The organism is Williamwhitmania taraxaci, from assembly GCF_900096565.1.
GTDB lineage: Bacteria > Bacteroidota > Bacteroidia > Bacteroidales > Williamwhitmaniaceae > Williamwhitmania > Williamwhitmania taraxaci.
Genome location: NZ_FMYP01000132.1, coordinates 1 through 3,738 on the forward strand (window position 1 = coordinate 1; position 3,738 = coordinate 3,738).

3 protein-coding genes are annotated in these 3,738 nt (G+C 45.9%); 1 reads left to right on the forward strand and 2 read right to left on the reverse strand.

Going from position 1 to position 3,738, the window contains the following annotated elements; genetic code table 11:
• Position 1: 1 nt before the first annotated feature.
• Positions 2-301, reverse strand: coding sequence for a hypothetical protein (locus BLS65_RS18110; protein ID WP_125869947.1), 300 nt, complete (start codon positions 299-301; stop codon positions 2-4).
• A 189-nt stretch (positions 302-490) separates the two neighbouring features.
• Entirely contained in the window at positions 491-2,482 is a 1,992-nt protein-coding gene (locus BLS65_RS17315) for a tetratricopeptide repeat protein (protein ID WP_092441046.1), read from the reverse strand.
• 233 nt (positions 2,483-2,715) lie between these two features.
• Here BLS65_RS17315 and mtgA point away from each other — a divergent pair, with 233 nt between their 5' ends.
• Positions 2,716-3,414: a monofunctional biosynthetic peptidoglycan transglycosylase gene (gene mtgA / locus BLS65_RS17320; RefSeq protein WP_244500715.1), complete on the forward strand. Its 699-nt coding sequence runs from the start codon at positions 2,716-2,718 to the stop codon at positions 3,412-3,414.
• The last annotated feature ends 324 nt before the right edge of the window (positions 3,415-3,738 follow it).

Sequence of the window (3,738 nt, forward strand, 5' to 3'; positions counted from 1 at the left end):
TTTATTGGGATGCAGAGGCAATAAATGAATATTTAGAGTTTAGTCGGACAGTAGTGTTAATGTTTAAAGAAACATCTCTTAAGTAGCCAATATAGGAACGACCTGAATCTGAATATGTGGATATCAGCCGTCCCAAGAGATGCAACTTTTTGCCTGAGGAATAACTATTCATTACAGTGGCATTATCGTAGGTGAAATTTCTATCCGCCTTCCATCTATATTCTAACGGCTCTTTTACAATTTCCTCCTTTGTGCACCCAATAAATAAAAGGGGAAGTATCAAGAAATATAGTGTTCTCATGCTATTCTTGGTTAATTGAATTGATTTTTTGTGCTTTTCGGCGCTAAAGTAATTCTTTTTAATAAAATACTATATGCCTCGGACTTGAGAGAGTCGAATAGAGGTATGGCTCAAAATCAAAATTCCGGAGAGTATCCTGAATTTCAATTAAATGCTTCAATTAACCTACTGCCTCTATAGCCTAATTTCCTACTTCCCCTCCTTTGTGCAGTAGCGCTTTATTACGTTGTAGGCTTCCTTAACGCCCAGCTCGCCCGATTTGCTCACATCGAGGCATCCCTTTTCGGTGTCCTGAAGGTAGAGCTGCACCAGCCCACGGTTAAAGTAGGCTTCACCCATGTTGGGGTATATCTCAATGGCCTTGGTGTAGTCCGCAATGGCCTTGGTAAACTCGGTGGAGAGGCAGTTTAGGTTTCCACGGTTATAGTAGATGTAAGGAAAATCGGGGATAACGGCGGCCGCGGCATTTAAATCTTCAATGGCCTCTTGGTAGTTATATACCACAACCTTTTGCTGGCGCTTGGCCGATGGTTTTCCCGATTCGCTGAGGGTAACCGCCTGGAAGGAGTTGTCGATGGAGTTGATAAACTCAATCATCTCCCCCTGCACGCTACTGCGGTTGAACAGGGCAAAAGCATCCTTTCTATCGGTTGTGTATAGGTTGTTGTAAATATCGAGTGCACTGGTGTAGCGCTTTAAATCGCCCAGTAGAACTGCCTTTTCGAACAGTAATTCGCGCGTGCTCTGCGTAAAGAGAATGCTATCCACCTTGTCGAGCTTGGTCTTTAGCTCCTCGGCGGTAAGCGCACTCCGCTCCGAGAGTACGGCTACCGGAACATTCTCCAGACTCTTTCGGAAGTTCTCATACATGCCGGAGTAGTAGCTGCCAGCAAGCGGCGGCTCCACGCTGGCAACCGCGAGTAAGCGGAAAAGTGGTTTTAGCGTTATTTCCACCTTCTTGTTTTGGATTAGGCTCTCGCCTTCGGTGCCACGGCCAAAGTCGGCATCAAATGCCAGCAGCTTATTGAATTTCTTGCTGGTATCGGCAAACTCGGAAAAATTCTTTTCGCCCAGCTTATTTTTATACTCGCTAATCTTCTTCTGGGCAATTTGATAATCGAGGTAAGCACCCTTCTCATCGTTAATCTGTCGCTTGGCCATGGAACGGTTTAGAAATGCATTGGCAAAGTCGGGGTAAAGTTCAATGGCTCTACTATAATCGCGAATGGCTTCTTTGTAGTGCTTTAGGTCGTAGTTTACGCCACCTCGGTTATAAAAGATGAGCACATTCTTGGGGTTGAGCTCGGCCACCTTGTTGTAGTCGGCTAGGGCGCTATTCAAATCTCCAATGGATGCTTTCAGCAGCGCCCGGTTGTAGAGGGTAAGGGCATTGCCGGGTTCCACGGCCAGCACCCGGTTAAAGTCGGTTAGCGCTCCGTTTATATCGCCTTTGCTGTTCTTAACCAACCCTCGGCTGAAGTATGCTAGGGTAACAGTGGTGTCGAGGTTGATGGTTTTATTGAAATCGGATAGCGCTGAATCTTGCTTTTCCATTTTCTGGTAGAGCATTCCACGCTTGAGGTAGGGTTCCGGATTGAGGTTGTTGAACTGAAGTGCCTTGTTGTAGTCCGAGAGTGCTCCCGCAGTATCCTTGAGGTAAATACGTGCCGTTCCTCTGTTGATATAGGCATCGGTAAACTTGGGATCCATGGACAGGGCAATGCCAAAATCCTGTAGGGCATGCTCGAAGTCTTGTCGTAGAAAGTTGGTAATGCCTCGGTTAAAGTAAACGCCGGGAATATCTACGCGAAGATCCAGTGTCTTGTCAAAATCGGCCAGCGCCTTTTCGTAATCGCCAGTTCGGGTTTGGGTAATGGCCCTAAAGTGGTAGGCTTGGGTGAACAGGGGGTTAACGCTAATGGTTTTGGTGAAATCCTCGCGGGCCCCGATAAAGTCGCCGAGGTTATACTTACAGATGCCCCGAAAGAAGTAAGCCTCGGCAAAGCTGGTGTCGGCCTTAATAATAGTATTGAAGGAGTAAATAGCATCGGTATACTTGCTGTCGAAAAGCCGCTCGCGGCCTTGGTATAGAAAGTGCTGCTTGTTGATCTGTGAAAAACCACCGTATGCTAATGCCAACAGGCTTACCAAGAGTATCGCGACTTTAAAACTTCTTATCATTCCTGTTCAATTAAATGGGTTGAGCAACGCTAGCTATTCCAAATTCGTCTGCTAGGATAAATCATACTCCTTAACAAACAAATATGGTAAGAAAAAGGGAAACGTAAGCAAAAACCGTGCAGAAAACCGTTGACGTTATGATTTTTTAAGAAATAGCGTAAAGAGCCGAGTGGTCCATTGGTTGTTTCGGTAGGTTGTATTAAATTAGTGCACTATTTATAACGGGCGTTGGCATGGATCGGATGAAGCAAATTGTGAGTAAAATATGGCGTTGGACATGGATTGCAGCCATTGCATTCTTTATAATAACTATTGGAATGGTGGTGGTTCTTCGTTTCGTTCCAACTCCAGTAACCCCGTTAATGCTTATCCGGTGCGGCGAGCAGCTGGCCGATGGCAGGAGCCTGCGTCTGAACAAGGATTGGGTCTCCTTCTCCAATATTTCGCCAAACATGGTGCAGGCAGCCGTTGCGGCCGAGGATAGCAGCTTTCCCATACATTTTGGGTTCGATTTTGAAGCGATACAAAAAGCCATGCGCCACAATGAGCGGAGCAAAAAGATACGGGGCGCGAGCACCATATCGCAGCAAACCGCTAAGAATGTATTTCTATGGCCCAGCCGATCGTACGTAAGAAAAGGGCTGGAGGTTTACTTCACCTTTCTGATTGAGGTAATGTGGACCAAGGAGCGGATTATGGAGGTATACCTGAACATAGTTGAGATGGGCGATGGCGTGTATGGCGTAGAGGCTGCCGCGCAGAAGTACTATCACAAGCCTGCCGCAAAGCTCACCCGCGCCGAGGCTGCCATGCTTGCGGCCATACTGCCGCGTCCTCTGAAGCGCTACCCCGATAGGCCTACCGGATTTCTTCAAAACCGACAGGCACGAATCCTCCGATTAATGCTTAAGTTGGGTCCGGTGGAATTGTAGCGAAAGAAGTTTAACTGGAGTTAAATGGTAGTTAAACAGAAGGTGAAAAAATAGAAGAATGAAAAGAATGATTTTCACATTGAAACACTGGCAAGTATTCATATTGCTTTGTTCACCTGATGTAATTAACGTTTTCCTTTGGCAGGCTAGTTTTTCAATTGGGACAGTAACGGCTCTTCAAATTTCTGTCTTTTCGGGAGTCACAACAATAATACTATTCTTTTCGTGGATTACCTTAAATCCGCAGGTCGATTGCTAGGTTTTAAATCTTAGCGTATTTAGGTTTGCTTGGTGGATATTTTGCCATTTTTTTGGTTCGACATA

Bases quoted from the DNA above. Each gene is read 5' to 3' on its own strand.
- BLS65_RS17315 (WP_092441046.1), bottom strand. From the start codon at position 2,482: ATGATAAGAAGTTTTAAAGTCGCGATACTCTTGGTAAGCCTGTTGGCA.
- mtgA (WP_244500715.1), top strand. From the start codon at position 2,716: ATGGATCGGATGAAGCAAATTGTGAGTAAAATATGGCGTTGGACATGG.
- BLS65_RS18110 (WP_125869947.1), bottom strand. From the start codon at position 301: ATGAGAACACTATATTTCTTGATACTTCCCCTTTTATTTATTGGGTGC.